Origin of the sequence: Burkholderia sp. BCC0044 (assembly GCF_902832955.1) — a bacterium.
In the GTDB taxonomy this organism is placed as follows: Bacteria; Pseudomonadota; Gammaproteobacteria; order Burkholderiales; family Burkholderiaceae; genus Burkholderia.
Genome location: NZ_CADFDO010000003.1, coordinates 267,968 through 289,923, shown reverse-complemented (window position 1 = coordinate 289,923; position 21,956 = coordinate 267,968). Strand labels below are relative to the sequence as shown.

Annotated in this window: 22 protein-coding genes and 1 pseudogene; 7 read left to right on the top strand and 16 right to left on the bottom strand. The window is 68.6% G+C overall.

The features are described 5' to 3' along the window. Positions 1–35 precede the first annotated feature (35 nt). Positions 36–2,054 (top strand): LssY C-terminal domain-containing protein, encoded by a 2,019-nt coding sequence (locus HWX14_RS18275; RefSeq protein WP_175883840.1) that lies wholly within the window; start codon positions 36–38, stop codon positions 2,052–2,054. Positions 2,055–2,078: 24 nt separating this feature from the next. Here the strand turns inward: HWX14_RS18275 and HWX14_RS18270 are convergent, their stop codons facing one another. Next, on the bottom strand, positions 2,079–2,408 hold the full coding sequence (locus HWX14_RS18270; RefSeq protein WP_006479699.1) for a transcriptional regulator: 330 nt from the start codon (positions 2,406–2,408) through the stop codon (positions 2,079–2,081). Further along, a pseudogene (locus tag HWX14_RS18265) lies at positions 2,405–2,741 on the bottom strand (type II toxin-antitoxin system RelE/ParE family toxin). The gene HWX14_RS18270 and the pseudogene HWX14_RS18265 overlap by 4 nt, the downstream one beginning before the upstream one ends. Positions 2,742–3,135: 394 nt before the next feature. On the opposite strand from HWX14_RS18265, the gene HWX14_RS18260 reads away from it, so the two are divergent. Beyond that, on the top strand, positions 3,136–3,645 hold the full coding sequence (locus HWX14_RS18260; RefSeq protein WP_175883839.1) for an N-acetyltransferase: 510 nt from the start codon (positions 3,136–3,138) through the stop codon (positions 3,643–3,645). A 16-nt stretch (positions 3,646–3,661) separates the two neighbouring features. Here HWX14_RS18260 and HWX14_RS18255 read toward each other — a convergent pair whose 3' ends face one another. The 3 genes from HWX14_RS18255 to HWX14_RS18250 form a co-directional block, all read right to left on the bottom strand. Continuing rightward, positions 3,662–4,615, bottom strand: coding sequence for a leucyl aminopeptidase (locus tag HWX14_RS18255; RefSeq protein ID WP_175883838.1), 954 nt, complete (start codon positions 4,613–4,615; stop codon positions 3,662–3,664). 58 nt (positions 4,616–4,673) lie between these two features. Continuing rightward, on the bottom strand, positions 4,674–4,796 hold the full coding sequence (locus HWX14_RS36780) for a hypothetical protein (protein WP_006479692.1): 123 nt from the start codon (positions 4,794–4,796) through the stop codon (positions 4,674–4,676). A gap of 405 nt (positions 4,797–5,201) precedes the next feature. Next, entirely contained in the window at positions 5,202–5,657 is a 456-nt protein-coding gene (locus tag HWX14_RS18250) for an Lrp/AsnC family transcriptional regulator (RefSeq protein ID WP_059580088.1), read from the bottom strand. A 115-nt stretch (positions 5,658–5,772) separates the two neighbouring features. On the opposite strand from HWX14_RS18250, the gene HWX14_RS18245 reads away from it, so the two are divergent. Together HWX14_RS18245 and HWX14_RS18240 are read left to right on the top strand one after the other, a co-directional pair. Then, positions 5,773–6,318 carry an alpha/beta hydrolase gene (locus tag HWX14_RS18245; protein ID WP_175883837.1) on the top strand — a complete coding sequence of 182 codons (546 nt, stop codon included), beginning with the start codon at positions 5,773–5,775 and terminating at the stop codon, positions 6,316–6,318. 175 nt (positions 6,319–6,493) lie between these two features. Then, positions 6,494–7,744, top strand: coding sequence for a YbfB/YjiJ family MFS transporter (locus HWX14_RS18240; protein ID WP_175883836.1), 1,251 nt, complete (start codon positions 6,494–6,496; stop codon positions 7,742–7,744). Positions 7,745–7,786: 42 nt separating this feature from the next. On the opposite strand, the gene hpaC is transcribed toward HWX14_RS18240, so the two are convergent. Further along, positions 7,787–8,332 (bottom strand): 4-hydroxyphenylacetate 3-monooxygenase, reductase component, encoded by a 546-nt coding sequence (hpaC, locus tag HWX14_RS18235; protein WP_175883835.1) that lies wholly within the window; start codon positions 8,330–8,332, stop codon positions 7,787–7,789. Between the two features lie 353 nt (positions 8,333–8,685). Between hpaC and HWX14_RS18230 the strand changes: the two genes are divergently transcribed. Beyond that, complete coding sequence (locus HWX14_RS18230; protein ID WP_006479687.1) at positions 8,686–9,318, top strand: response regulator; 633 nt, start codon at positions 8,686–8,688, stop codon at positions 9,316–9,318. 298 nt (positions 9,319–9,616) lie between these two features. On the opposite strand, the gene HWX14_RS18225 is transcribed toward HWX14_RS18230, so the two are convergent. From HWX14_RS18225 to HWX14_RS18205, 5 genes are all read right to left on the bottom strand, one after another. Further along, positions 9,617–10,360, bottom strand: a complete 744-nt coding sequence (locus HWX14_RS18225; protein WP_175883834.1) for an SDR family NAD(P)-dependent oxidoreductase — start codon at positions 10,358–10,360, stop codon at positions 9,617–9,619. Between the two features lie 59 nt (positions 10,361–10,419). Next, positions 10,420–11,544 (bottom strand): amidase, encoded by a 1,125-nt coding sequence (locus HWX14_RS18220; protein ID WP_175883833.1) that lies wholly within the window; start codon positions 11,542–11,544, stop codon positions 10,420–10,422. Between the two features lie 32 nt (positions 11,545–11,576). After that, positions 11,577–12,098 (bottom strand): nuclear transport factor 2 family protein, encoded by a 522-nt coding sequence (locus HWX14_RS18215; protein WP_175883832.1) that lies wholly within the window; start codon positions 12,096–12,098, stop codon positions 11,577–11,579. Between the two features lie 8 nt (positions 12,099–12,106). After that, positions 12,107–12,484, bottom strand: coding sequence for a hypothetical protein (locus HWX14_RS18210; protein WP_011356094.1), 378 nt, complete (start codon positions 12,482–12,484; stop codon positions 12,107–12,109). 102 nt (positions 12,485–12,586) lie between these two features. After that, on the bottom strand, positions 12,587–13,780 hold the full coding sequence (locus tag HWX14_RS18205) for an acyl-CoA dehydrogenase family protein (protein ID WP_175883831.1): 1,194 nt from the start codon (positions 13,778–13,780) through the stop codon (positions 12,587–12,589). Positions 13,781–14,214: 434 nt separating this feature from the next. Here HWX14_RS18205 and HWX14_RS18200 point away from each other — a divergent pair, with 434 nt between their 5' ends. Further along, on the top strand, positions 14,215–15,762 hold the full coding sequence (locus tag HWX14_RS18200) for an ATP-binding protein (protein ID WP_175883830.1): 1,548 nt from the start codon (positions 14,215–14,217) through the stop codon (positions 15,760–15,762). Positions 15,763–15,812: 50 nt separating this feature from the next. On the opposite strand, the gene HWX14_RS18195 is transcribed toward HWX14_RS18200, so the two are convergent. The 3 genes from HWX14_RS18195 to HWX14_RS18185 all read right to left on the bottom strand — a co-directional run bounded on the left by HWX14_RS18195 (position 15,813) and on the right by HWX14_RS18185 (position 18,162). Beyond that, a complete protein-coding gene (locus HWX14_RS18195) occupies positions 15,813–16,199 on the bottom strand; it encodes a tautomerase family protein (protein ID WP_175883829.1) in 387 nt (128 codons plus the stop codon). Positions 16,200–16,378: 179 nt separating this feature from the next. Further along, positions 16,379–16,882 carry an aromatic-ring-hydroxylating dioxygenase subunit beta gene (locus HWX14_RS18190; protein ID WP_175883828.1) on the bottom strand — a complete coding sequence of 168 codons (504 nt, stop codon included), beginning with the start codon at positions 16,880–16,882 and terminating at the stop codon, positions 16,379–16,381. Then, the gene (locus HWX14_RS18185; RefSeq protein WP_175883827.1) at positions 16,879–18,162 is read right to left on the bottom strand and encodes an aromatic ring-hydroxylating dioxygenase subunit alpha; all 1,284 of its coding nucleotides are present in this window, start codon (positions 18,160–18,162) and stop codon (positions 16,879–16,881) included. Before HWX14_RS18185 ends, HWX14_RS18190 begins: the two co-directional genes overlap by 4 nt. 140 nt (positions 18,163–18,302) lie before the next feature. Here HWX14_RS18185 and HWX14_RS18180 point away from each other — a divergent pair, with 140 nt between their 5' ends. Beyond that, positions 18,303–19,220 (top strand): LysR family transcriptional regulator, encoded by a 918-nt coding sequence (locus HWX14_RS18180; RefSeq protein WP_175883826.1) that lies wholly within the window; start codon positions 18,303–18,305, stop codon positions 19,218–19,220. A 115-nt stretch (positions 19,221–19,335) separates the two neighbouring features. Here HWX14_RS18180 and HWX14_RS18175 read toward each other — a convergent pair whose 3' ends face one another. Together HWX14_RS18175 and HWX14_RS18170 are read right to left on the bottom strand one after the other, a co-directional pair. Next, entirely contained in the window at positions 19,336–20,319 is a 984-nt protein-coding gene (locus tag HWX14_RS18175) for a PDR/VanB family oxidoreductase (RefSeq protein WP_175883825.1), read from the bottom strand. A gap of 215 nt (positions 20,320–20,534) precedes the next feature. Beyond that, positions 20,535–21,938, bottom strand: a complete 1,404-nt coding sequence (locus HWX14_RS18170; RefSeq protein ID WP_175883824.1) for an MFS transporter — start codon at positions 21,936–21,938, stop codon at positions 20,535–20,537. Positions 21,939–21,956 lie beyond the last annotated feature (18 nt).

Genomic DNA, 21,956 nt, shown 5'->3' with positions numbered 1-21,956 from the left:
TTCGCGCACCGGGCCGCACCGTTCGGGAGTGGGCGATGAGCGAGACGATCCACGCGTGGATCGGCGCGATCGGCGCGCATCCGCTGCTGGTGCTGGCGATCGTGTTCGTGGCCGCGTGCGCCGAGGCAATTGCACTGATCGGCACGGTCGTGCCGGCCGGCGCCGTGATGTTCGCGGCCGGCGCGCTGATCGGCGCGGGCGCGCTCGACGCATGGGCGACGATCGGCGTCGCGGCCGTCGGCGCGGTGATCGGCGACGGGATCAGCTATGAACTCGGGCGGCATTACCGCGGGATGATCCGCAACGCGTGGGCGCGTTTCGGCTATGCGAGCGCGTACGCGCGCGGCGAGGAGTTCGTGCTGCGTCACGGCATGAAGAGCATCGTGCTCGCGCGCTTTCTCGCGCCGGTGCGCGCGGTCGTGCCGGTCATCGTCGGCTGCGCGACGCTGCCGCGCCGGTCGTTCTATCCGGTCAACGTGATCTCGGCGCTCGTGTGGGCGCCCGTGCACGTCGCGCCCGGCATCCTGTTCGGCGCGTCGGCCGCGCTGGCCGCGGCGATCAGCGTGCGGGTCGCCGCGATCCTGCTGGTCGTGGCCGCGCTGGTCGCGCTCGTGTGGATCGGCGTGCGCGTCGCGCTGCGGCGCGGCTGGCCGCTGCTGCGCCGCGCGCTCGTCGAAACCGTGCACGCCTGCGCGCGCCGCTGGCCGCGGTTCGGCGCGCAGTTGCATGAAGGGATCGCATCCCTGCGCGGGTTGCCGGGCGCGGTGCCGGTGCTCGCGCTGCTGTTCGTCGGCTGCGTGTGGCTGTTCGCGGGGATCGTGCAGGACGTCGTCGCGAACGATCCGCTGATGCATGCGGACATCGCGCTGTACGCATTCCTGCAGAACCTGCGCACGCCGCCCGCCGACGCCGTGATGAGCGCGCTTGCGGTGCTGCACGGACACGATACGGGGCTGATCGTCGCGGCCGCGTTTCTCGTGTGGCTGATGATCCATCGCTGCTGGCTGACGGCCGCATGGTGGCTGGCGACGGTCGGCGTCGCCGTCGTGCTCGTGCCGGTGTTCGGTGGGGGCGTGCCCGGCGCGACGCCCGCGAGCCTGCCGCCCGGCGCGCCGCACGTGCCGCTGCCCGATGCGGACGCCGCCTTCGCGATCCTCGCGAGCAGCGGCCTCGGCTGGGTGCTGGCGCGCGACCGGCCCGCGCGGTGGCGCATTCCGGTCGTGACGGCGGTCGTGCTGTGGATCGTGCTCGGCGGCTTCGCGCGGCTGTACGTCGGCGATACGTGGTTGTCGGGCCTACTGGGCGGATGGAGCCTCGGGCTGGCGTGGTTCGCGTTGCTCGCCGGCGCCTATGCGTACTGGCGCGTGCGCGAGCACGTGCAGCCGCGCGGCGCGCTCGTCGCGGTCGTCGTCGTGCTCGCGACGGCCGGCGTATGGACGGTTCCCGCGCAATGGCAGCTCGATCGCGCGGCGCGCCCGCATGTCGGCGATGTGGTCGCGATGACCGTCGACCAGTGGCTGCGCGGCGGGTGGCAGCGGGTGCCGACGCGGCGCACCGAGATCGGCGGCGACCGCGAGGAATATCTGCCGCTGCAATGGAGCGCGACGTCGGACACGCTCGACCGTCATCTCGCGCAGGCCGGCTGGCAGCGCGCGACGCCGTGGACGCCAGCCACCGCGCTGCGCTGGCTGTTGCCGCAGGCGCCGGCCGACACGCTGCCGGTGCTGCCGCGCTATACGCATGGCGAAAGCACGCGGCGCGTGTTCGTCCGCGTCGATCCGGCCCATCCGGACAAGCGATTCGTGCTGCGGCTGTGGCGTTATCCGTACGTGCTGCAGGATGCGCTCGGCACGCGGCCGCTGTGGTACGGCGGGCTGTATCGCGAGACGCTGCGCCGGCCGGCGCGGCTGATGACGATCGTGCACACGACGACGATCGACGATGCGACGGCGATCGCGCACGCGCTGGCGGTCGAGCCGACGATCGCGCATCCGCCGGCGGGGATGGCGACCGCGCCGGACGCGATGCTGCTCGTGTGGATGGTTCAGCCGTGAGGGGGCACGCGTGCCGTGCGCCCGTTACGCGTGCGACGGCTGCGCGGGAACGACGGACAGGCGCAGGCCGACGGTCTTGAGCACCGCGAGCAGGGTTTTCAGCGTCGGGTTGCCGTTCGGGGACAGCGTGCGATACAGCGATTCGCGGCTGATGCCGGCTTCGGCCGCGACGGCGCCGAGTCCGCCGTACGCTTCCGCGACCGTGCGCAGCGCGAGCAGGCCGGCCGCGCGGTTGTCGGGATCGTCGAGCGATTCCATCGCGACACGCAGATAGGCGACCGCGAGCTCGCGGTCGGCGCCGAGTTCGGCGACTTCCGCGTCGTGGTGCGATACCGCGCCTTTGAGCTTGTTCATGTTTGCCTCCGTTTCCAGTTCGACCAGTGTTCCTTCGCGCGCCTGATGTCGTCGGGTTGACTCGCCTTGTCGCCGCCGGACAGCAGCAGCACCAGGGCGCCGCCGTGCCGGCCGAAGTACACGCGGTAGCCGGCGCCGACATGGACGCGCAGTTCGATCACGCCTTCGCCGACCGGCTCGCAATCGCCGAAGTTGCCGGTCTGCACGCGGCGCAGGCGCTCGCGGATCCGCGAGCGCCTGCGCGGGCTTGTCACGGACGGCGTTCAGCCATTCGGTGAAAGGCTCGCGACCGTCGTCGCGCTGATAGCGAAGGAGTTCGAACTTGGAGAGCATTGTAACTTATAAGCTACAAAAAGGGTAACGGGAACGAAGCGGTTCGCATCGCAACGGCTGGGTGGCCGACGCGCAGGCGGCGTCTTCCTCTCGTTCGGGATTTCAGCGCGTGGCGCCGGCCTCCCGGACGACGACCATTCTTTCATCCGGTATCGCGCATGACGATTCGGCCGAATGGCCGGTGTCGATGATGCGATGAGGGGTGTGCGTCGGGGCCGAGCGCCCCGGCTTCAGCGATCCATCCAGTTGCTCGCACGCGTTCGAGCGCGGGTACGGCATGCCGCCGGGCGCGTGTCACGGCACAGCCCGTAGAGAAGGCGACCCGCGATGAATCGCGGTACGATCGCTCGTTCGCCTGTCCTGCCTGTCGACATCCCACTCACGAGAGACCCGCATGATCACGATCCGCCCGATGACCGACGACGATTTCGCGCGCTTCTGGCCGACCTACCGCGCCATCGTCGCTGCTCAGGAAACCTATGCATTCGATCCCGAGCCGACCCAGGAAGCGGCACGCGCACTGTGGCTCGACGCGCCGCTCTGCACGTGGATCGCCGAAGAGGACGGCGTGGTGCTCGGCTCGTATTTCCTGAAGGCGAACGCGGCCGGCCCCGGCAAGCACGTGAGCAACTGCGGCTACATGGTGAGCGAGGCCGCGCGCGGACGCGGCGTCGCGCGCCTGATGTGCGAGCACTCGCAGCAGGTGGCGCGCGAACACGGTTTTCTCGCGATGCAGTTCAATTCGGTGGTCGCGACGAACGAGGTCGCCGTCGCGCTGTGGCAGAAGCTGGGATTCGAGATCGTCGGCCGGCTGCCGCGCGCATACCGTCACGCGCGGCTCGGTTTCGTCGACTGCTTCGTGATGTTCAAGTGGCTCGGCGACGCGGCGGCCGCCGAAGCCTGAGCAACCCGCCGCTGCGTCAGACGGCGAACGCGCCGTCGAACACGATCCGCTCGTCGAGCGCGAGCGTGCCGCGCGCGAAGATCAGGTCGAGATGGTGGCTGCCGTTTTCGCCGCCGCCGAGCCCGAGATGCAGCCCAGGGTGACGTTCCTCGAACCCCGCGTTGCGGCCGTACAGGCCGCGGATGCCGAGGTTCGTGCCGATGCCGAATTCCTCGATCCGCCGGTGATTCGCGTGCCGGTCGAGATAGGTCGAGAAATCGCGCCGGAAGCCCGCATCGTCGGTGTCGAAATCGACGATCGTGCTGTGCTCGACATGCAGCGTCGCGAGCCGCTCGGCCACCTTGTACTTGATCGCGAACGGCACGGTGCCGAGAAACGTGCCGCTGAACACGACGGTACCGTTCAGGTCGGTCACGTGCGTCGCGATCTCGCCGGGCACGACGTCGAGGTTGCCCATGCCGTCCACGCTCGTCCATTTCTGGTCCGGCGCGAGCGAGCCCGTCAGCGTGTTGCCGGCTTCGTCGATGAAGCGGATCTGCGACGCGCGGGCGGCCGCGTCGATCAGCCGGCCGTTGCGCGCGGCGATGTCGTCGAGCGATTCGGCGAACGCCTCGTCGAGGTGCGGGCCGTAATCCTTGAATAAAACCGACTTGCTCCAGTGTTCGACGATCGCGGGACGGATCGCGGCGAGAAATGGCGGCCCGCTCGGCGACGGCGTCGGCAGGCACGACGAGTCGTACAGCAGCACGAACAGGTCGGCGTCGTCGAGCGCGGCGGCGATGTCGGCGGGCGGGGTGTTTTCGAGGCAGAGGGTGGTCGCGTCGAGCGAATCGGGCAGGGCGGAAAAGGCGCGCAACGCGATGTCGCGGTTGCGGGTGTCGTAGCCGACCAGCAGTTTTCCCGATTCGCCGCGCGCCAGCTTGTCGCGCAGTGCCGGGTGAAAACCGAGCGCGCGGTGCAGGTTCAGCATGCGTATCTCCGGAAGCGGCGGAAGGGCCGTGGCCCTTCCGCGAGAACGGGTGGCCCGCTCAGACCGGCCAGAGCGCGGTGCCGAACGGCACCACGGCGTCCTCGACCATCATGTCGACGGCCTCGGGGTGCGTGTCTTCCTGCATCCAGTCAAGCAATTCGATTTGCTGGGTTTCCTGCATGTCAATTCTCCTGTGGTGAACATGAGTGATTCAACATGAAGCACGGCCAAAAAATATTGCCGTTTCTCGTTCGGTATTTTGTGAATGCCGGACGAGTGGCGTCGATATTAGTCGGACGAATTGACGAAAGCAATGCGTTGCAAGGTTTTTAGCCGAGACGTGCTAAACACGGGTGTTTGCGATTCACATATTGGAAAAAACGGATAAAACGAGCGACAAAACGCACATCATTTTGTTAGAAAATTGAATCTGGAGCGACGAAATAGATTTGGTTATTTTTAATTTGAATTCAATTGCCCGGATTGCTGCGTTTTATGTCATTCACGAAAATCGCAGGCGTGATCGTCCGGCGCTCGAACCGCTCCGCTGATTGCACGCGTCACGCAGTCGGCCCACATCCGCACGTCATCCGAGCAGCGCCTTTCCGATCGCCTTGGTCGGTTCCGAGCGCAGCACCAGCGAAGTCGTGACCGCGCCGAAGCGGGCAATCGCGTCGATGAGGGTTTCGAGCTGGCCCGGTGTCGGCACCAGCACCTTCAGCAGAAAGCAATCCTCGCCGGTCATGCGGTGGACTTCGATGACATGCGGCATCTCGGCGAACGTGCGCAGCGCCGGCTTGATGTGCTCGTGAGTCGTTTTCAGCCGGATGATGGCCATCATGCCCAGCCCGAGCGCCGCCGGATCGATGCGTGCGCCGTAGCCGGCGATGATGCCGCGTTCCTCGAGCCGCTTGACGCGCTCCGAGGTGGCGGGCTGCGACAGCCCGATGCGCCTGCCGACTTCCGACAGCGGCGTTCGCGCGTTCTCCTGCAGCGCTTCGAGGATCGCAAGATCCAGGCGATCCAGTGCTTCGTCCGGCATGACGGTCCTCCGGTACCGTTGATTCATCGGCATTTTGTCTCAATAACCGATGACTTGCCATTCCATGCCGACCGACGCGTGGTCACACTCCGGGTTTCAGTTGACGGAGGGCGTGATGGATCAAGCGATCGTGATCGTGCCGGGTATCGGCAATTCGGGACCGGATCATTGGCAGAGTCATTGGGAGACGGCGTTTCCCGGCGCCGCGCGCATCGCGCCGGCTTCGTGGGAGGCACCCGACCTCGCCGACTGGGTGGCGGCGCTGGACGCGGCCGTCGCGAACGCCGGGGCGCCTCCGCTCGTGATTTGTCATTCGCTGGGTTGTCTGTTGTTCGCGCATTGGCATGCGGTTTCGGCGCGCGCGGTGCGCGGCGCGTTTCTCGTGGCCGTGCCCGATCCGCAAGGGCCACGCTTTCCGGTTGCCGCCGCCGCGTTCGCGCACCTGCCGAACGGCGGGTTGGGGCGCGTGCCGGTGCTGGCGATCGCGAGCGCGGACGATCCGTACGATCCGGCGGGGCGCGCGATCGAATGGGCAACGGAACAGGGCGCGACGCCGCTTGTGCTCGGCGCACGCGGCCATCTGAACGCGGCTTCCGGGTTGGCCGAATGGCGCGAAGGGCGCGCGCTGCTTGCGGCGTTTGCGGCCGGACTCGGGCGGTAGTGCGTGCCCGCGTCGGCCGGCCTCCAGCGTATTCCCGCCGTCGCGCCGGGAGCGGGAAGCGGGCGCGCCGGTCGTCGGTTTTTTGCCGCCGTCGCGCGCCGGTTCGTGGCGGCTCCAGTATGATCGACCGACGGCGGCGAAAGCCCCGCAATCGAACAACGAAGGAGACACCCCGATGCGTGCAGTGCCGCAACCGGAGCGTGACGGCTGCTCGCGGCCGGACGCCGGCGCGACCGATCCCGGCCGCATGGCCGCGTGGCGGCTCGCGATCTGCCTGTCGCTCGGCAGCGCGATCGCGCTCGGCCTGGCACGTTTCTCATATGCGCTGCTGCTGCCGCCGATGAAGGCCGATCTCGGCTGGACGTTCGCGCAGGCCGGCGCGTTGAACACGGCGAACGCGGCCGGCTACCTGATCGGCGCGCTCGCATTCCCGCTGCTGTCGCGACGCTGGCGCGCGGGCACGCTGCTCGCGGCCGGCTGTGGGCTGACCGCCGTGCTGATGGCCGCGGGCGGGCTCACGTCGGACATGCACGCGCTGCTCGCGCAGCGGCTCGCAACGGGTGTCGGCAGCGCGCTGATCTTCATCAGCGGCGGCGTGCTGGCCGCGCGGCTCGCGTCCGCGTCGCCGCGCGATGCGGGACTGCTGCTCGGCCTCTATTACGGCGGCACCGGATGGGGCATCGTCGCGTCGTCGCTGCTCGTGCCGGCCACGCTCGCGCACCGTGTACACGGCTGGCAGCCGGCGTGGTTCGCCCTCGCGGCGGCGTGCGTGCTGTTCTCGGCGGTGGCCGTGTCGGCTGCACGCCGCATCGAGCACGTACATGCGGCACCGGCCAAGCAGGCCGACGGCGCGAAACCGGCGACGACCGCGAGCCCGGCCCGCTCCGCGCTCGCGCTGGCCGGCTACGGCCTGTTCGGTGTCGGCTATATCGGCTACATGACGTTCATCGTCGCGCTGCTGCGCGGCGCGGGGATGAGCGGCACGGTGGTCGCCGCGTTCTACGTGATGCTCGGGATCGCGACCGTCGTGTCGGCGCGGTTGTGGTCGGGGCTGCTCGACCGGATGCGCGGCGGCCAGGCGCTCGCCGTGCTCAACGCGTTGCTCGGCGTCGCGACGCTGATGCCGGCGATCTTCGTGCATCCGGCGGCCGCGTTCGCATCGGGCCTGCTGTTCGGCGCGACGTTCCTGTCGGCGGTGGCCTCCACGACCGCCTTCGTGCGGCACAACCTGCCGCCCGACGGTTGGGCGAAGGGGATCAGCGCATTCACGACGGTCTTCGCCTTCGGGCAGATCGCGGGGCCGGTCGCGATCGGCTGGGTGTCCGACAGCGCGGGGCTCGCGCGCGGGCTCGTGTATTCGGCGCTGACGCTGTTCGCGGGCGCTGCACTTGCGGCCGGGCAGCGCGCGTTGCGGGCGTCCGCGTAGCCGGCACGGGCTCGCACCCGGCGCGGCGGCGCGCCGGCGTCGTTACTGCACGCAGGCCGTGCGCGACACGCGATGAAACGCGCGGCTGAAGTAGATCAGGCTGTCGCCGTCGTCGCGCACGCGAATCGACGTCGCCTCGATGAACATCACCGAATGCGAGCCGACTTCCTTCATCTCGGCGATCGTGCCCTGCAGGCTCGCGAGCGCATCGCGCAGCACCGGCACGTCCTGTTCGCCGCGATCCCACACGGGCAACGCGAAGCGTTGTTCCATCGGTAGGTCGGTGAGCCCCGCGAAGTGTCGCGCGAGCAGCTCGTGCTCGGCCGGCAGCACGTTGATGCAGACCTGACGGTTGCGCTCGAAGGCCGCATGCATCGCGCTCGACCGGTTCAGGCACACGAGCAGCGTCGGCGGCGCGTCGGTGACGGAGCACACGGCGCTCGCGGTGATCCCGCAGCGGCCGTGCGGCCCCGCGGTGGTGATCACGTTGACGGCCGCGCCGAGGTGGGCCATCGCCTGGCGGAAGGCCTTTTGCGCGTCGGTCGGCTCGGCGCGCGCCGGTTGCGGGGTATCGGTCGTTGCGGACATGGGCGCTCCTGATTGGATGAAGGCGGCGATCGCGGGCGCTGTCGATGCAGCGGCGCTTGGCCGACGATGACCCGAGCGTACGTCGCGAAAATGCGGCCGACCATTCGCACGATTGGCGATCGGGATGGCGTTCCTGCCGACGCGTCTAAAGGTTCTACCTAGATGCGCGGCATCGCGCGCGAAAAAAAACCGCGATTGCGCGTTCGTGCGGCACGTGAAGGGGTTTGCAGCGGGTTTTCGGCTCGTTATGATGTGCCGCACACCCCCAGCGAACGACGCTCGCGACACGCCGGCCACCGGCGTTGCGCGCGGCGCGTGCGATACCGATACCGACATTCAGCGAGACCCCCGCGATGACGTCACCCGCACCGATCGTATACATCGTCGACGACGACAGCGGCATGCGGACGTCGCTCGCGTGGCTGCTCGAATCGGTTGGCATCGCGTCCGAAGGGTTCGCGAACGCCGCCGATTTTCTCGCGCGCTTCGACGTGAACCTCCCCGCGTGTCTCGTGCTCGACGTGCGGATGCCGGAGAAAAGCGGCTTCGACGTGCAGGCCGAACTGAATGCGCGCGGCGCGACGCTGCCGGTGATCTTCGTCAGCGGGCACGGCGACATTCCGATGTCGGTGCGCGCGCTGCAGAACGGCGCGATCGATTTCGTCGAGAAGCCATACAACTCGCAGCAGATGCTCGAGCGCGTGCAGCGCGCGCTGCGGCTCGCGCAGCAACGGCATGCGGTGAGCCAGCGGCACCGCGAGCTGCGCCAGCGGCTCGATGCGCTGACCGCGCGCGAGAAGGAAGTGCTGCGCGGCGTCGTGGATGGCAAGGGCAGCAAGCAGATCGCGTCGGATCTGTCGATCAGCGTGAAGACCGTCGACGTGCATCGCGCGAGCATCAAGGAGAAACTCGGCGCGACGTCGATCGCCGCGCTGGTGCGCGACGTGATGGTCGTGTGGGGCGACGACGGGGAGTCGTCGCGCTAGTGGTCGGGCCTGCACGCGGATTGGCTTGCGCATACACGCCACGCCAAGCAAACCAAGCAAACCAAGCAAACCAAGCAAACCAAGCAAACCAAGCACACCAAGCACACCAAGCACACCAAGCACACCAAGCACACCAAGCACACCAAGCACACCAAGCACACCAAGCGCGGCAAACGTGCCAAGCGCACCAAGTCCGCGACGCAGCCGACGCGCAAGCGCCACGCGCACCGCACACTTCACACTTCACACGCATCTCGCGCGGCACCGACGGCACCGCACGCTCGATACCTGCCACCGCTCAACGCATGTACAACCCGCCGTTGATGTCCCAGCATGCGCCGTTCGCGAAATGCGCGTCGCCCGACGCGAGCAGCACGGCCGCATCGGCGACGAAACCGGCCGACCCGAGCTTGCCGCCCGGCAGGCTCGCGAGCACCTGACGCAGTTTTTCCGGCGCGACGCTTTCGTACACGATCGGCAGATCGAGCGGGCCCGGGGAGATCGCGTTGACGGTCACGCCCTGCGCGGCGAGATCGCGTGCGAACACCTTGGTCAGCGTCAGCGTGCCGCCTTTCGCGGCCGCGTAGTGCGCGCCCGTCGCCGAGCCGCCGTTCTGCCCGGCGAGCGACGCGATGTTGACGATGCGGCCCGCGCCGCGCTGCGCGAAATACTGGCCGAACACCTGGCAGCCGAACAGCACGCTGCGCAGGTTCACGTCGATCACCTGGTCGAACTGCTCGGCCGTGATCTCCATCGCCGGTACGACCTTCGACGCGCCCGCGTTGTTGACGAGCACGTCGATCGTGCCCCAGCGCGCGACGAGCGCATCGCGCGCCGCTTCGAAATCGCGTTTCGACGTGACGTCGAGCGGCAGCGCGATCGCGCGTTCGCCGCTCGGGTCGAGTTCGCGCGCATGCGCGTGAACGGCGTCGGCGGCGATGTCGGCCAGCGCGACGCGGTAGCCGGCCGCATGGAAGCGTTCGGCGATGACGGCGCCGAGCCCGCGCGCGGCGCCGGTGACGAGGACGACTCGATCTGACATGGTGTGGAGTTCCGTGGTTCGCGGGCGCACGGCGGTGACAGCGGCGCCCGCATCGTGGTTCATGCGGTCAATGCCGCTTCGAAGTGTGCCGCGATCGCGCAGACCCGTTCGTCCGCGCCCTTGCGCCCGACGATCTGCAAGCCGGCCTTCAACGGCGAACCGGCGAGCGGCAGCGGCAGGCTGAGCGCCGGATGGCCGCTCAGGTTGAACGGCCGGATCAGCGACGACATCGCGATCACCGAGACGCCGTCGCGTGCCTGCTGCAGCGTGATCGGCAGCGCGGGCAGCGTCGGCAGCACCAGCACGTCCGCGTGTTCGAGCGCGGCATCGACCTGCGCGGTGAAGCGTGCGCGTACGGCTTCGGCTTCCTTCAATGCCGCGGGCGCGGTCGTTGCGGCCGCACGCAATCGCGCATCGAGGTCGGCGCCGAGCTTGCCGGTCGCGACCAGATGACCGAACGCGCGCGACGTTTCCGCGTTGATCACGGTGAGTCCCGCCGCGAACGCGGCCGGCATTGCGTCGAGCACGACCGTGTGCGAACGCAGGCTCGACGCTCGAACGGCCGCATCGAGCGCGGCGGCGATCGCCGGATCGGCTTCGACAGCGAGTTGCGCGACCGTGCAGCCTTCAACGGAGGCGGTCGCCTGCGCACGATCGAAACCCGGCGCGATCGCGGCCATCACCGCGACGAGCGTGCGGACGTCGCGCGCGAACGGCCCGACGCAATCGAGCGTGGTGTCCGCGGGCGCGACGCCGCGCCGCGACACGCGGCCGAACGTCGGCTTCAGCCCGGCCACGCCGCAGCACGCGGCCGGCCCACGAATCGAGCCGCCGGTATCGGTGCCGAGTGCGGCGTCGACCATGCCGAGCCCGACGAGCGACGCGGAGCCGCTCGACGAGCCGCCCGGAATGCGCGTGGCGTCCTGCGGATTGACGGGCGTGCCCGTGTAATCGTTGATGCCGGTCATCCCGAACGCGAGCTCGTGCATGTTCGCCTTGCCCGCGATCTGCCAGCCGGCGTCGAGCAGCAGGCGGACCACGTCCGCGTGCTGTACGGCCGGCGGCGCATCGGCGAGCGCGCGGCTTGCCGCGCGGGTCGGATGGCCCGCGATGTCGATCGTGTCCTTGATCGCGATCGTCGGCCCGGGGCCGCCGAGCGTGAAGGTGTCGATGAAGCCTGTCATGGTGCGATGGCGTGCGAATACGGTGGAAGGGTTCAGGACCGTGGCGCGGCGGCGAGCGGCCACGGGCCGTCGAGCACGCGTTCGGTGCGGAAATGGCGGATCAGCCAGGCGGAGCCGTTGGCGGCCGGCGCGAAATCGATCGTCAGCCGCGCGGCGATCAGCTCGGCCGAAGCGTCTGCGTAGCGCGACGCCTGCAGCATGATCCAGCGGCCGCGCGCGCTTGCGTGGCCGGCACCGATCTCGATCGACTCCGACGTCAGGAAGTGCAGGTTCGCCGAGAAATGCGGATCGGGCGGCAGATAGCGGCCGAGCATCGCGACGATCGCCGCGGTGCCTTCGAGGCGGCCGAACTTCTGCGCATACTGCGGCCCGATGCCTTCCCATACGGCGTCGGCCGTGAACAGGTCGGCCAGCGACGGGCCGTCGCCCGCATCTTCGGGCACGTCACACAGCGCCATGTAGCGCGTGATCGTCGCGCGCACCGCACGCTCGGCGTCGAGCGCCGCGACGCGCTGTGCGAGCGCGTCGATCGCAGCCGGAGACAGATCGGTCATCGCGCGCCTCACGCCGCGGGCTTCGCAGCCGGCGGCACGGTCAGCGCGCGGCCGACGCGCGCCTCGATCTTGCCGTAGCGCCACAGGTTGTATTCGCCGACGGGCGTCGTGCGGTACAGGTTGCACACGGCGACCGTCGTGTCGAAATCGGCGACGTCGGCCATGATGTAGAAGGTCCACGGCGCGCCGTCGGCCTGGCCGACCACGAGGCGGTCGTCGTCCATCACGCCGAGCACGCGCACGCCGGGCATCGCTTCGACGGCCGCGAGCATCGCGCCGTACGCCTGCCACACTTCGCCGATCTTCTCGCGCGGCAGGTCGAAGAAATTCTGCGACACGCCGCAGCAGAACAGCACGCGCAGCGGCAGCGGATTCGAATCGGACATATCGGGTTCTCCAGAGGAATCGGTCGGGCGCATGAGCCGGCCGGCGGCGGCGCGTCGGGTTCGGCTTCATGCGCGTTCATCAAAAGCTTCGGTCGATGCCGGTTACAGATAGCCGGGAAACGGCGCGACGCCGGTGAACACCGCGCCCGCGCCGTCGAAGTTGCCTTCGGCGAGGAACGCGTGCTGCGTGACGACCATCGCATCGCGCAGCAGCCGCTGCAGCGGATGCGACCGGTAGATCGCCGCCGTGCCGCCGAGGCGGTACGCGCGTTCGACGACGCTCGCGCCTTCGCGGGCGATTTGCGTCGCCGCGAGCCGCAGCAGGCTGACCTGGTCGGGCGTCACGGGGTTGCCCGCGAGAATCGATTGCCACACGGTGTCGGTCGCATCGTAGAAGAACGCGCGCGCCGAGCGCAGTTGCGCTTCGGCCTTCGCGAGCTCGATGCGGAAATACGCGCGATCGGCGAGACGCGGTGCGCCGGTCGTCGTCTGTCGGCCGCCGGACATCCGGTTCACGACGTCGAGCGCCGCGCGCGCGAGGCCGAGATTGACGACGGCGAGCACCTGCGCCGCATACGCGACGGTCGGGTAGCGATACAGCGGCTCGTCGACGGTCGGTTCGCCGCCACGCACGAAGGTCCACGCTTCTGGCACGAAGCGGTCGTTCACGCGCAGGTCGTGGCTGCCGGTGCCTTGCATGCCGACCACGCTCCAGTTCTCGACGATCTCGACGTCGGCGGCGCGGAACACGGCCGTGCGCGGCTTGTTCGGCGCGGCGTCCTGCGCGCCCGGCACGGCGATGCCGACGCCGAGCCAGTCGGCGCCCTTGCAGCCGCTCGCGAATTTCCACGTGCCGTTCACGCGCCAGCCGCCCGGTGCGTCCTGCGCGGGTTGCACCGGGAACAGGCCGCCCGCGAACACCTGGTCGGGGCCGCTCGCGTACAGCTCGGCCTGCGTGTCGAGCGGCAGTGCGGCGAGGTAGACGTTCGCGGAGCCGAAGCTCGCGACCCACGCGGCCGACCCGTCGGCGGTCGCGATCCGTTCGATCATGTCGAGGAACGCGGTGGGCGCGAGCGCGTCGCCGCCGAAGCGGCGCGGCGTGCCCGCGCGATAGATGCCGGCCTGCTTGAACAGCGCGATCACGTCGCGCGGCACGTGCGACAGCCGGTCGAACTCGTCGCGGCGCGCGGCGACGGTTTCGATCACCGCGTCGAGCGGCGACAACTGGCCGGCCGCGGGACTGGCCGCGGGCGGCGAGGTCGGCGCGGATTCGATGGCGAGAGCGGCTTGCGGCATGAAAGTCTCCTGGGGGATGGGGGGCGGTGTCGAGGTCGGTTGCGGGGGGCAAGGCGATGCAAGGGTCTGTTTGCATATGAAACGCGCATGCGTTGCCACGAGAACGGCCGCTCGCGAGGCGCGCGACGCCGCGAATACTGACGTATTCGCCAAGGAGCGCAACGCGGCGAGCGGCCGTTCTCGTGGCAACCCCAAATTAAAAAAAGACGTTCCACGGGAATGCCCGAAATCGCCCGCCTGGCGGCGTCGCTCGTCGCTTGTTTGGCTCGCCAAACGGCGCTCCTCGCTTCTTGCCAGGCGGGCGATTTCGGGCATTCGCATGTGCGTTTCATATGCAAACAGACCCTAGTCTAGAAACGCCGAAAACACGCAGCAATTGGTGCGTTGGGCCGCGGCACTGGTGACGCTCCGTGCCGGCCTAAAGAAATCTTCAGATGCGATCGGCGCGCGCCGGTGCTATGTTGGGTTTCCGGCCGCGCGATGCCGCGCGCCTTCCTCTGAATCCGATCATGAGTTTTCCCGACGAAGACGATTTCCACCGGCTGCTCGACGCGCTGACCACGTGCGTGTTGCTGCACGACGCGCGCACCCGGGCGATCGTGTGGGCGAATCGCGCCGCGTGCATCGCGCTCGGCTTTTCCGTCGAGGAACTGCTGCCCCTGAAGGCGCCGGACATGACGCGCCCCGAACCGAAATACCAGCGCGAGATCGCGGTGAGCGCGTGGGATCGCGCGCTCGTCGATGGCCCGCAGGTGTACGAGTGGTGCTATCGATCGCGTACGGGCGTCGACATGCTGTCCGAGGCCACCGCGACCTACGTGCCGCTGCGCGGGCGCGACGTCGTGATGGTGCAGTTCCGCGACATCAGCGCGGAAGAGGCGGTCCGCCAGCAGTTGCGCCGCTACGAGGCGCGGCTGCGCGAGTTCATGCAGGATCTCGACGAAGGGATCGCGGTCGTGACGCCGCACGGCGGCGTGCAGTTCATCAGCGAGTCGGGCCGCCGCGTGCTCGGGCTCGCGCCCGACGAGCCGCTCGGCGAGGTGCTCGACTACTGCTCGGCGGCCGATCGCGACCGGCTCGTCGCGCAGTTGCGCGACGCGCCGTCCACGTGCCCGTCCGCGCCGCAGCGCTACCGGATCGTGCGGCGCGACGGCTCGGCATGCTGGCTGCGCATCCTGTGCCGGCAGGTCGAGATCGAAGGCGATCTCGACGGGCTGCTCGTGCAGTTCCGCGACGTGAGCGACGAAGTCGCGATCGAGGACGCGCGGCGCGCGGAGGCGCGGATGCTCGAATATGCGGGCCGCTACAACGCGATGGGCGAGATGGCGACCGTGATCGCGCACGAGCTGAGCCAGCCGCTCGCGGCCGTGCGCAATTTCATCGAAGGCGCGGTGCGGCGGCTGAACGGCAACGGCGCCGTCGACGACGCGATCTGGGGACTGCGCAGCGCCGACCGGCAGGCCGAGCATGCGGCGCTGATCATCAAGAGCGTGCGCGAATTCATCGTGAAGCGCGAGCCGGTCGTCGCGCGCGCCGACCTGCGCGACATCCTCGCGGACGTCGCGTACTTCATCGAGCTGCGCGCGAAGGAGGCCGGGGTGACGGTCACGATCGTGCAGGCCGACGCGCCGCTGCCGATCCGCTGCGAGCGCGTGCTGATCGGGCAGGTGATCCTGAATCTCGCGTTCAACGCGATCGAGGCGTTCGCCAGTTGCGAGCGCGTGCCGCGCACGCTGACGCTCGGCACCGCGAACGTGGCCGGCCAGGCGGAATTGCGTGCGATCGATAATGGCCCGGGCATCGAGGCCGGCGCGCACGACCGGCTGTTCGACGGCTTCTCGTCGTCGAAGGCAGGCGGCAACGGGATCGGGTTGTCGCTGTGCAAGAGCATCGTCACGCGGCACGGCGGGCGGATCGCCGCGAGCCCGGCCGCGGGCGGCGGGCTCGACTGCCGTGTGACGCTGCCGCTTGCCGACGGGTAAGCGCAACCGTGTCGGCGCATCACGGCGGGGCAGCGACGCGCGACGCATGGTCAGCGCCCCAGCACCCGCGCGGTCTGGCCGCCGATGCCGAAGTCCGTGTTCGGAATGTCCTTGATGACCACGCGCGTCGCCTGCAACGGCGCGTCGAGCACGGTCGCGCCGGCGTCGGACAGCGCGGCGATCAGCGCGCGTTTCTGTGCGTCGGTGCGGCCGGCGATCAGGATCGCGACGATCACCGGCAGCGACGGCGGCGCGCCGTCCGCTGCGCTGCGGCCGCCGAGGCCGATATGCGTCGCGGGCAGTTCGGTGAGCAGCACGCGCACCGATTCGAGCGGTGCGCCGATCGCGTCGACGGTCGCGTGGCTGAGCCGCGCGATCAGCTCGGCCTTGCGTGCGTCGTCGTGGCCGGCCGGCAGGAAAACTTCGAGTGTGGGCATGGTCGTCCGGAAAGGTGAAGGTGACTGGCTCACCGTTGCGCGAGTGACGGCGAAGCGGTCGCCGCTGAAAGGTGAAGGTGACCGCCTCACCTTTGCGCTGGCGATCGCGAGCCGGCAGCCGCTCACGGGTGAAGGTGCCCGGCTCACCTTTGCGCGGGCAACGATGAACCGGCCACGGCTTACAGCAGGAAGCCGATCGCACTGAGCGCTTCGGTCGAGTCGATCAGGCGCACGACTTTCTCGGCAATCCGCATCTCGCCGTCGGCATCGACGTGCAGCTTGTGCGTGACGTCGGCCGCGAACAGCGTTGCGACGCCGCGCTTGTACGCGACCACGACCTGCGCCGATTTCAGCTCGACGGTGTCGGCGCTGCCGCTTTCCAGCGTGAAGCGCGACACGGTGCGCACCGTGCGCGCCGCGTCGGTGGCCGACGCCGAATAGCCGGACACCATCCGCTGCACGCGCTTCTCGCGCATGTCGTGGTCGTCGAACACGTAGTTCAGCGTCGCCGCGAAGTCGGTCGCGTCCGGATCGATGGGCACCACGTAGTGGCCGGCCGGATCCCACAGGTCGAGCCATGCGCGGTAGTCGCGGCGGTCGAGCATCTCGGCTTCGCGCCACACGAATTCGACCGCGCGGGCGAAGGTCTGCTCGGAAAAGAGGGCGTTGCGGTCGTCCATCACTGTTGCTCCATCATCTTGCGCCATTGCTGGTAGGCTTCGCGCATGCCGGTCTCGTCGGTCGCATGCGCGGTCTTTTCGCCGTTCGCGGCGGTCGTCTCGCGGTTCAGCCCGCGATTCACGAGGATCGGCACGTCGGCGCCCGCATGCGCGCCGCGCTGCACGCGCTCCCACGCTTCCGCGTCATCGGGGCTGCCGAAGCCGAATGGGCCCTGGAAGTGCTCGTGGATGCGCAGCCGCTCGCGGTTCGCTTCGTCGGGGCCGCCGTCCATCGCGAGCGCGACGTGGCGGATCTCGGTTTCGTTCGCGGAGATCGGTCGCAGCACGCGGAAGAACGCCATCGACAGTGCGAGGTTCGGGAACAGGTTCAGGTTGAAGCCGACGCCCATCAGCGAGCGCACGATGCGGCGCACTTCTTCGGGCGTGTGGCGCTCGGCGAGTTTCGCCGCGAGCGGCGCGAAGCGTTCGGGCAGCGGTGCGCCGTCGTCGTCGTCGAGATCGATCAGTTCGGGCATCAGCACCGCGAGGCTGTGGCCGTTGCCGAGCGCACGGCAGAACGCGTGCTCGCTCGTCATGAAGCTCGTGATCGCGGCGGCCGTCTCGTCGTCGATCGACTTCATCCACGACTTGTGCACGACCGGGAAGTGATAGAGGTCGGTGGTGTTCTCGAGCTGGATCTTCCAGTTGCCCTTGAACTTGAACTTGTGCTCGCCGTTCGCCTTGATCGGGTAGCCGGCGCCCTGTTTCATGAACAGGTCGATCCACGGCTTCGCGCCGCCGAGGAAATCCTCGAGCGGCTCGATCGCGTCGTTGAAGCTCGCGAAGATCAGCCCCTGGTACACGCCGACGCGCAGCTTCACGAGCGGCAGGTCGCCTTTGTCGCATACGCCTTCGTAGCCGTCGCCGTACGGCAGCGCGCGCAGCGTGCCGTCGAGCGCGTACGACCAGCTGTGATACGGGCACGTGAAGCCCTTCGCGTTGCCCTTGTGCGCTTCGCACACGGTCGCGCCGCGATGGCGGCAGCGGTTCTGCAGCACGTTGATCTCGCCGGTCCTGTCGCGCACGACGATCACCGGCTGGCGGCCGATCGTCGTCGTGACGAAGTCGCCCGGGTTCGGCAGCTCGCTGTCGTGCGCGACCCAGATCCAGGTGCGGTAGAAGATGCGCTCGAGCTCGGCTTCGAACAGCGCGGGATCGTGATACATCGCGGGCGCGATGCGGTCGGGCTGCGCGAGACCCTGCAAGGCGCGGGTGTCGATCGTCTGGTAGGCAATGTCGCTCATCGTCGTCGTGGGGAAAGAGTCGCGAAAATCGGGCCGCGCTGTGCGCAGCGTCCGGAGACCAGTCTCGTCTTCTGCCGCATATCGGTCAAATTGATCTAAAATTGATAATCAAATAAATGCGGCAAATGATGGAGGTCACGATGACATCGGTCGATCATCTCGATCTGAACCTGTTGCGCGTATTCCAGGCGATCGTCGAGGAACGCAGCCTCACGAAGGCCGGCGAGCGGCTCGCGCTGTCGCAGCCGGCGGTCAGCTATTCGCTCGGCCGGCTGCGCACGCTGTTCGACGATCCGCTGTTCGTGCGGACGCGCGCGGGCATGCAGCCGACGCCGGTCGCGCTCGAACTCGCGAGCATCGTCGGCAAGGCGCTCGACATGGTGCGCGTCGCGCTGCGCTATGCGGAGCGCTTCGATCCGGCCACCAGCACGCGCACGTTCCGGCTGTCGCTGTCGGATGCGGGCGAGATGGCGTACCTGCCGGCGATCTGCCAGGCGCTGCGCGAGCGCGCGCCGCGCGTGACGCTGAGCGTGCAGCCGCTGCCGGTGGAGGAGATCGAGGAAGCGCTACGTGCGAGCCGGCTCGATTTCGCGATCGGCAACCTGCCGGAGCTGATGCCGCGCACGCGCCACCAGGTGCTGTTCGAGGAAACCTACGTGTGCATGACGGGGCGCCGGCGCGGGCTGCCGACGGCCGCCGCGCTGAGCCTCGAGCAGTTCGTGCGCGCTGCGCACGTCAACGTGAAATCGGTCGAGCACAGCCACCACGCGCTCGACGACGCGTTGCGCGTGCAGGGCGTGGGCCGCAACATCGCGCTCGAGGTGCCGCACTTCGTCGCGCTGCCGAGCGTGCTGTCGGTCACCGATCTGTATGCGACGCTGCCGAGGCGGCTCGCGCAGATCCTGAACCGCGACAACGCATTCCGCCTGTACGACCTGCCGGTCACGCTGCCGCCCGCGCCGGTGACGATGCACTGGCACGAGCACTTTCACGAGGACGAGGGCAACGCGTGGATGCGTGCGCTGCTTGCCGAGATCGTCGAGCGGTTCGACGCATGACGGTCGGGCGGTGCGCGCGTGATGCCACCGCCGTGGCTGAGCGTCCGTCGCCCGCGCACCGTCACATCAGTCGATCAGTAGGTTGGCGCGGCAACACGTCGGCGCGTTCGGCGCATCAGAGATCGAGCACGAGCACCGCCGAGCGCGCACGCGACACGCAGCAGCAGATCACCGTGTTGCTCGCGCGCTCGGCCTTGCTCAGGCAGTGATCGCGATGATCGGGCTCGCCGTCGATGACGGGCACCATGCAGGTGCCGCATACGCCTTCGCCGCATGACGTATCGACTTCGATGCCGATCGTCGCGAGTGCGTCGACGATCGACGTATCGGGGGCGACGCGCACCGATTGGCCGCTGCGTTGCAGGCGCACTTCGAAGCCGTCGGCCGCGCCCGCGCTGGCGTTGCCCGCATCCGCGGCGACGGGTTCCGCCGCGAAGCGTTCGAGATGAATCGCGTCTTCCGGGATGCGCTTGGCCGCGGCTGCGACGACTGCGTCCATGAACGGCCCCGGTCCGCACGTATAGACATGCGCTTTCAGGTCGATCGACTCGATGCAACGGCCGAGTTCGGCCGCGAGCGCATCGGGCTCGACGCCGTAATGGAACGTCACGTGCGACGCGAACGGCTCGGCCGACAACTCGTCGACGAACGCCGCATGCTCGCGGCTGCGCGCGAAGTAATGCAGCCGGTAGCGCGCGCCGCGCTTGTGCAGCGCGTACGCCATCGACAGCAGCGGCGTGATGCCGATGCCGGCCGCGATCAGCACGTGCTCGCTCGCGTCATCGGTCAGACGAAACAGGTTGCGCGGCGTGCCGATCGACAACTCGGCGCCGACGTTCGCGTCGTCATGCAGCGAACGCGAGCCGCCGCGCGACTGCGCTTCTTTCTTCACCGCGAACAGATAGCTGCCGCGCTCGTCCGGGTTGCCGCACAGCGAATATTGCCGCGTGATGCCGGACGGCGCGGTCACGTCGATATGGGCACCCGGTTCGTACGCGTCGAACGGCTGGCCGTCGACGCGCGAGACCCGGAAACAGCGGATGTCCTGCGCCGCGTCGATCAGCGCGTCGATCCGGACCTGGTGGCGGTTCGCTTGCATGGAAAATTCCGTGGGGTAGAGAAAAGCGGCGCGGCAGAGCTTCGCGCCGTCATGCGATCGAGAATAGGGACGGGCATCGCATAAATCAAATCGATTAAAAAGCGATGCCTGAATAAGCCGGGTGGATGATGGTGGGCGTACCGATTGTCGCCGGTCAGCGTGGCGGCGATCGCGCGGCCGGTGCGCCGACCACGCGATCGGTGAACCGCGCGACTTTAGCGAGCGGCAATGGCGTTACCGCCATCGACGGCCGCGTCAGCTGAAGCCGCTGCCGCCGCATGACCGCGTTCGCGCTCGAGGCTGCGGCGATAGTGGCGGCAGCCCGCGGCGAGCAGCACCGCCGCGAGCGTGGCCGCCGCGACGTTGACGATCGACATCGAATGACCGACCGCGGCCGGCGCGCCGAACACGCGATCGGTGAACAGCGCGACGACGGTCGTGCCGATCCCGAGCGCGATCAGGTTCGACACGAGCAGGAACAGCGCGGAGATCTGCGCGCGCATCTGGTTCGGCGCGAGCGTCTGCATCGCGGCGGTCGACGTCGGCATCGGGAACGACGCGAAGAACATCGCGACGACCAGCATCGCGAGCGACGCCGGCAGGCTGTCGAGCTGCGTGAACAGCGTCGCGGGAATCACCATGCACGCGGCGCCGATCGCGCCGGCGCGCATCGGCGCATCGCCGCGGCCGCGCCGCAGCAGCCAGTCGTTGAGCCAGCCGCCGCAGAACACGCCGGCCGTGTTCGCGACCAGCAGCACGATGCCGAGCGTGTAGCCGGCTTCGACGGCCGTCATCCCGAAGCGGCGGATATAGAACGCGGGCGTCCAGCTCAGCAGGCAGTACAGCGTCATCGCGTAGAACGAGAAGCCGAGGTAGTGGCATGCGAAGGTCGCGCGGTGCGTACCGACGAAGCGCAGCGAATCGCGCATCGACACGCGCCGCACCGCACCCGAGCGATCCTGCGCGAGCCCCTTGCGCTGCGGGTCGCGCACGGTCGCGGCGAACAGCAGCGCGACGAGGATGCCCGGCAGCCCGACGATCAGGAACGTGACCTGCCACGCATGCACCTGCCCGACCACCGGCAGCGTGAACGCGCTCGCATGCTTGAGCAACGCGATCACGTAGCCGCCGATCAGGAACGCGATGCCGCCGCCGATGAACGAGCCGAGCGAATACACGGCGATCGCGCGGCCCAGCTTCTCCTTCGGGAAGTAGTCGGCGAGCATCGAATACGCGCCGGGCGACAGCGCGGCCTCGCCGACGCCGACGCCCATCCGCGCGACAAACATGTGCACGAAGTGCTGGCTGAGCCCGCACGCGGCGGTCGCGACGCTCCACAGCGCGATGCCGATCGAGATGATGCGCGGGCGCGCATAGCGGTCGGCGAGATACGCGACGGGCAGCCCCATCACCGCGTAGAACAGCGAGAACGCGAAGCCGTTGAGCAGGCTGAACTGGGTATCGGACAGGTGCAGGTCGCGCTTGATCGGTTCGATCATCAGCACGAGGACTTGCCGGTCGACGAACGAAAAGATGTACGCGAGCATGCAGATGACGACGACATACCATTCGTACGTATAGCGCTTGCCGTCGGCAGCGCGGGCCGTGGATGCGGACATGCGGGTTCTCCAGGAGCG